The 5796-nt window shown below is 62.1% G+C and carries 7 protein-coding genes and 1 tRNA gene; 7 read left to right on the forward strand and 1 reads right to left on the reverse strand.

Going from position 1 to position 5796, the window contains the following annotated elements:
• From WCA85_RS24715 to WCA85_RS24745, 7 genes are all read left to right on the forward strand, one after another.
• Positions 1 to 302, forward strand: a 302-nt coding sequence (locus WCA85_RS24715; RefSeq protein ID WP_424067485.1) for a helix-turn-helix domain-containing protein, incomplete at its 5' end; no start/stop codon positions are given.
• A gap of 112 nt (positions 303 to 414) precedes the next feature.
• Positions 415 to 490, forward strand: a tRNA-Phe gene (locus WCA85_RS24720).
• 352 nt (positions 491 to 842) lie between these two features.
• Complete coding sequence (gene queC / locus WCA85_RS24725; protein WP_424067486.1) at positions 843 to 1586, forward strand: 7-cyano-7-deazaguanine synthase QueC; 744 nt, start codon at positions 843 to 845, stop codon at positions 1584 to 1586.
• A 72-nt stretch (positions 1587 to 1658) separates the two neighbouring features.
• Complete coding sequence (queE, locus tag WCA85_RS24730; protein ID WP_424067487.1) at positions 1659 to 2291, forward strand: 7-carboxy-7-deazaguanine synthase; 633 nt, start codon at positions 1659 to 1661, stop codon at positions 2289 to 2291.
• 9 nt (positions 2292 to 2300) lie between these two features.
• Positions 2301 to 2744, forward strand: a complete 444-nt coding sequence (queD, locus tag WCA85_RS24735) for a 6-carboxytetrahydropterin synthase QueD (protein WP_424067491.1) — start codon at positions 2301 to 2303, stop codon at positions 2742 to 2744.
• Between the two features lie 171 nt (positions 2745 to 2915).
• Complete coding sequence (locus tag WCA85_RS24740; protein ID WP_424067488.1) at positions 2916 to 3698, forward strand: HpcH/HpaI aldolase family protein; 783 nt, start codon at positions 2916 to 2918, stop codon at positions 3696 to 3698.
• Positions 3695 to 4408 carry a tetratricopeptide repeat protein gene (locus tag WCA85_RS24745; RefSeq protein WP_424067489.1) on the forward strand — a complete coding sequence of 238 codons (714 nt, stop codon included), beginning with the start codon at positions 3695 to 3697 and terminating at the stop codon, positions 4406 to 4408. Before WCA85_RS24740 ends, WCA85_RS24745 begins: the two co-directional genes overlap by 4 nt.
• A gap of 81 nt (positions 4409 to 4489) precedes the next feature.
• Here the strand turns inward: WCA85_RS24745 and rodA are convergent, their stop codons facing one another.
• The gene (rodA, locus tag WCA85_RS24750) at positions 4490 to 5638 is read right to left on the reverse strand and encodes a rod shape-determining protein RodA (RefSeq protein ID WP_424067490.1); all 1149 of its coding nucleotides are present in this window, start codon (positions 5636 to 5638) and stop codon (positions 4490 to 4492) included.
• Positions 5639 to 5796: the final 158 nt, after the last annotated feature.

The raw sequence follows: 5796 nt of genomic DNA on the forward strand, positions 1-5796 counted from the left end.
CCGCGGCCAAGCCTGCGGTGCCCGCCAGTCCGTCGGCGGTGGCCTCGGCGGCCTCGTTGCCAATGCTCTCCGGCGACCCGCTTGGCGGTGGCGCAATGGCGGCGCAAACGGCCTCCATCTCGTTCGATATTCCATTGCGTGACGCACGCGATGCGTTCGAACGCGCGTACTTCGAGTATCACCTCGCGCGCGAGAACGGCAGCATGACGCGGGTGGCCGAAAAGACGGGGCTCGAACGCACCCATCTGTACCGCAAACTCAAGCAGCTCGGCGTCGATCTCGGCAAGAACAAAGGCGAGTAAAAATCGCCCGCGAATGCGCGCGGGCTGGCGGTTTCCGGTTCGCGCCGGCAAAAAATTGAGAGAGAGGGCTTGAGCCACTTAAAACCCTTTGTTATACTCTCGCTTCTTCGTTGGCCCGGTAGCTCAGTTGGTAGAGCAGCGGATTGAAAATCCGCGTGTCGTTGGTTCGATTCCGACCCAGGCCACCAGGATTCAGCCCCAGGAACTCGCAAGATTCCTGGGGCTTTTCCTTTTCTGACGGGTGTCCTTCGTTGAGAGCGGCGCGGTGTGGCTTGTCGAGGCGGCCCCGGCGGCATTGGGCCTCGCGTGATAAAATCGCGCCAGTTCAAGGACTTGCTGCGTTTGCCTGACAAGTCCTTTGCACCGCGCACCAACCCTTGCGCCCGACGATCAGCGGTATAAGCGCCAGCGACTCTGCACGCGAAAGGCGCGGCCTATACTGCTTGAGCCGGTTGCAACGCCGGCACGCGTCGCGCCGCGTTGCTGCATGGCGCACATCGCGCAGCGCGACGCGGCACTCATCATTCACGGAGTTTCACGGTGATCCGCAACGACGCTAAGAGTAGCGCTCTGGTGCTGTTTTCCGGCGGTCAGGACTCGGCCACGTGCCTCGCCTGGGCGCTCGAACGATACGAAACGGTCGAGACACTCGGCTTTGATTACGGGCAGCGGCACCGGGTCGAACTGGAATGCCGCGAAGGCTTTCGCGACGCGGTTGTACGGGCCTTTCCCGCGTGGGCCGAGCGCCTTGGCGACGATCACATGATCGACCTGGGGGTGCTCGGTTCGATCAGCGATACCGCGATGACGCGCGAGATCCAGATCGAGGCTACCGCCAATGGGTTGCCCAACACCTTCGTGCCGGGCCGCAATCTGATGTTCATGACGATCGCTGCGGCGATCGCTTATAGGCGCGGCTTGCAGGTGCTGGTGGGCGGGATGTGCGAGACGGATTTCTCCGGTTATCCCGATTGCCGCGACGACACGATGAAGGCCCTTCAGGTGGCGTTGAATCTCGGCATGGATACGCGCTTCCTGCTCGAAACGCCGCTGATGTGGCTCGACAAGGCCGATACGTGGCGTCTCGCGCACGAGTTGGGTGGAGACGATCTGGTCGAGCTGATTCGCGTCGAAACGCACACCTGTTATGTCGGCGAGCGCGCTGAATTGCATGCGTGGGGTTTTGGCTGTGGCGAGTGTCCGGCTTGCCGTTTGCGCAAGCGCGGCTACGAGGCGTATCTGGCCGGCGAGAAAGTCACGGAATCGCCGTTTGAACCCGTTTGAATCCGTTTGCCCCGTTCGTCTTGGGGGCAGCGGCAACACTAATCAGGCCCTTGCGGCCAGGCAGAAAGCAGCATGACGTACGCGGTCAAGGAAATCTTCTACACGTTGCAGGGCGAAGGTGCGAATGCCGGCCGCCCGGCGGTGTTTTGCCGGTTCGCCGGTTGCAATCTGTGGTCGGGCCGCGAGGAAGACCGTGCGGAGGCGGTGTGCCGCTTCTGCGATACGGACTTCGTGGGCACGGACGGCGAGAACGGCGGCAAGTACCGCACTGCCGAAGAACTGGTGCAGATGATCGCGGCGCAATGGCCTGAAGGTGAGCGCGAACGCTTCGTCGTCTGTACCGGCGGTGAACCGATGTTGCAGATGGATCAGCCTTTCGTCGACGCGCTGCACGCGGCAGGCTTCGAGATTGCCATTGAAACGAACGGCTCCTTGCCGGTATTGGATACGATTGACTGGATCTGCGTGAGCCCGAAGGCTGATGCGCCGCTCGTCGTCACCAAGGGCAACGAACTGAAAGTCGTGATCCCGCAGGACAACCAGCGGTTGTCCGAATACGCGGCGCTCGACTTCGAATATTTCCTCGTCCAGCCCATGGACGGTCCGTCGCGCGACCTCAACACGAAACTCGCGATCGACTGGTGCAAACGCCATCCGCAATGGCGCCTGTCGATGCAGACCCACAAGTATCTGAACATTCCCTGATTTGCCGTGCTGACGATTACCCGAAAACTCGAATTCGATGCGGGCCACCGCATCCCCGATCACCGTAGCCAGTGCCGTAATCTGCACGGGCATCGCTACGTCCTCGAAGTCACGCTGCAAGGCGACCTCGTCGAAACCGAAGGTGCGCCGGATCGCGGCATGGTGATGGACTTTGCCGATGTGAAGTCGCTCGCGGTCGAGCATCTCGTCGACCGATGGGATCACGCGTTTCTTGTCTACGAAGGCGACACGCAAGTGCGCGGCTTTCTCGATTCGATGCCGGGACACAAGACGGTGGTGCTCGATCGCATCCCGACAGTCGAAAACCTCGCTGCCGTCGCGTTCAACATCCTCGCCAATGTCTACGACGCTCACTACGGCGTGAACCTGCGCTTGCACAAAGTGCGTCTCTACGAAACGCCGAACTGCTGGGCCGACGTGGTCCGCGATTAAGCTGTTAAGAGGCCGCTCAGCGCCCGCGTTATTGTCACGGTATGATCGTTTCAATAACCAAGCGGAGCGAGACATGCCGGTCACCCTATTGTCCAGCAGGCATCAAACCAGCGGCGTAAGCCGTCTGTCCTGCACTCCAGGCAACGTCGCAGGTTGCCACGGAGTGCGGCGATGAGCACCTTCACCAATCCCCTCAAGCAACGTCTGGCAGAAGCCGATACGCTCTTTGGCCTGTGGCTGTCGCTGGGCAGCGATAGCGCCGCCGAGGCGCTCGCGCACGCCGGTTTCGACTGGCTGCTGATCGACATGGAGCACGCGCCGATCGACAGCGCGGATGTCACGAGCCAGTTGCGCGCCATTGCTGCAGCGCACTTGCCGAGTGAGCCAGTGGTTCGCGTGCCGGCCAGTGAAGGCTGGCTCGTCAAGCGCGTGCTTGACGCCGGCGCGCGCACGTTGATGTTCCCGAACATCGAGACCGCGGAAGAAGCGGCGCACGCCGTGCGTTTGACGCAATACCCGACGCCTGAGGCGATCGGCGGCCTGCGTGGTGTGGCGGGTGCCGTTCGCGCCGGTTCGTATGGCATGCGCCGGGATTATGTGCAAACGGCCAACGCGCAGATCGCGACGATCGTGCAGATTGAATCGGCCCGCGGGGTGCAGGAGGTGGACAAGATTGCCGCGACGCCGGGTGTCGATTGTCTCTTCATCGGACCTGCCGATCTCGCCGCGAGTCTTGGCCATCTCGGCGACTCCAAACACCCCGAGGTGCAGGAAGCGACCTCCCATGTCGTCGCAGCGGCGCAGAAGGCAGGCATCGCCACCGGTATTTTCGCTATGGATTCGGCCGGCGCGCGTCAGTATCGCGACGCCGGTTTTCGTTTTATCGCGCTGGCGGCCGACGTCATGTGGCTGGTGCGCGCGACCCGTCAGGCGCTTCAGGAGGTTCGGTCATGAGGTTGGTTTCGAAGTATGGGGTGCGCGCGGCTATTTCCGCCGCCGTATGTGTGGCAATAACCGCAGCGTCCGCTACGGCGTATGCGCAACAAAAGGCCTCAAAAGCCGACGATCCGGAAACGCAGACCGCTGTGGCCGATTACAACGCGGGCAACATGAGCGCCGCGTTCACTGAGTTTCACCATGCTGCCGAGCGCGGCAACCGGCTGGCCGAATTCAATTACGCGATGATGTTGCTCAATGGTGAAGGCACCCCCGCCAATGTCGACGAAGGCAAGAAGTGGCTGCGCAAGGCCGCCGACGCCAACATGTCACACGCGCAGTACGTGTACGGCAAGATGTACGACGATGGTGAGTTTGTGGGACGCGACCCGGCCGAAGCCCATCGCTGGTTTCTGAAGGCCGCGGAGCAGGGACATGTGCAAGCCGAACTCGCGCTGGCGAATCAGTTTCTGGACGGGCGCGGCACGCCGCGCGACAATCGACAGGCGTTCATCTGGTACAAGAAGGCCGCTGAGGGCGGCGACATGACCGCGCAATACGTAGCCGGTTCGTTCTATGAGCGCGGTGGCGACGGCGTGGACAAGAATCTGAACGTGGCGCGCGCATACTATGCGGCGGCTGCGGCGCAGGGTGATCCAGCGGCCAAGCTCAAGTTTCAGCAACTGAGCGCGCAATTGCGCGACGAGCACGAGGCGAAACCGCAGTGATGCGGCGGTAAACGAACAAGGGGCGCTAAGGCGCCCCTTGTCATTGGGTCTCACGTCACGTCAACCGCGGCAAGCGTCGCGTCAGCTCTGCATCAACCGCTTCTGACGGCCCACGCTCATGATGAGGCCGGTCGCGATCCCAAGTGTAATCAACGCTGTGCCTCCATAGCTCATGAACGGCAGCGGCACGCCGACCACCGGCAAGATGCCGCTCACCATGCCGATGTTGACGAACGCGTAGGTGAAGAAGGCCATCGTGAGCGAGCCGGCCAATAATCGCCCGAACAGCGTCGCGCCGTTCGCCGCGATGTACAGCCCTCGCGCGATCAGCGCCATATATAGGACCAACAGCACAATCCCTCCAGCCAGCCCGAACTCTTCGGAGAACACCGCGAAAATAAAGTCGGTGTGTTTTTCCGGAATGAATTCCAAGTGCGCCTGGGTGCCCTTCAGCCAGCCCTTGCCGAGCGGGCCGCCGGAGCCGATCGCAATCACCGCCTGAATGGTGTGGAAGCCCTTGCCGAGTGGATCCGAGGTCGGGTCCAGCAGCGTACAGATGCGGTGCTTCTGGTAATCATGCATCAGCGGCCATTGCACTTCTGGCTGGCAGATTTTGTCCTGAAACGTCGCGATGGAGGCGACCGCGATCACCGCGGCCATCAGCACCGGCACGATCAGCTTGAAGCTGAGGCCCGCGAAATAAATGACGAACAGCCCCGCCGCGAACACCAGCACTGCGGTGCCGAGGTCAGGCTGTTTGGCGATCAGGCCCACCGGTACGACGAGAATAATCAGGCCGACCAGGAAGTCGTACCAGCGCATCACGCCTTCGCGGCGCTGGTAGTACCACGCGAGCATTAAGGGCGTGGCGATCTTCATGATTTCGGACGGCTGGATCACCACACCGACATTAATCCAACGCTTGGCCCCCTTGCGCGTGAGGCCGAACATCGCCACCGCCACCAGTAGCGCAATGCCGAACGTATAGAGCGGGACCGCGAAGCGCATCAGCGTGGTGGGCGGCACGTTGGCCAGCGCCCACATCAGCACGAAGGTCAGCATGATGTTGCGCAGCTGGTCTTCCACCTTGCCCGGCATGTCGAGCGTGGCGCTATACAGCGTGACGATGCCTACGCACATCAGCAGGAACACCGCCAACGCGAGCGGGCGGTCGAAGCCGATGAACATCTTCTTGATGCGATCGAGCCAGGCGCGCTTGTCGAATTGCATGCCTATCTCCTTACTCGTCGATGCCGCCGGAAACCGGCTGGCGGGGTGACGCGGGCTGAATACTGTCGTCGCGGGACGGCGCGGCAGCGGTTGGACCCGGCTCGCTTGCCGGACGCGGGCGGTGCGGCGCGGATTTGCGCGACACGAGAGTCCTGGCT

It is taken from the genome of Paraburkholderia sp., from assembly GCF_049581445.1.
Lineage (GTDB): Bacteria > Pseudomonadota > Gammaproteobacteria > Burkholderiales > Burkholderiaceae > Paraburkholderia.

What these genes read in the sequence shown, in the direction of transcription:
- queE (WP_424067487.1), top strand. Translation starts at nt 1,659, where the DNA reads ATGACGTACGCGGTCAAGGAAATCTTCTACACGTTGCAGGGCGAAGGT.
- WCA85_RS24740 (WP_424067488.1), top strand. Translation starts at nt 2,916, where the DNA reads ATGAGCACCTTCACCAATCCCCTCAAGCAACGTCTGGCAGAAGCCGAT.
- WCA85_RS24745 (WP_424067489.1), top strand. Translation starts at nt 3,695, where the DNA reads ATGAGGTTGGTTTCGAAGTATGGGGTGCGCGCGGCTATTTCCGCCGCC.
- rodA (WP_424067490.1), bottom strand. Translation starts at nt 5,638, where the DNA reads ATGCAATTCGACAAGCGCGCCTGGCTCGATCGCATCAAGAAGATGTTC.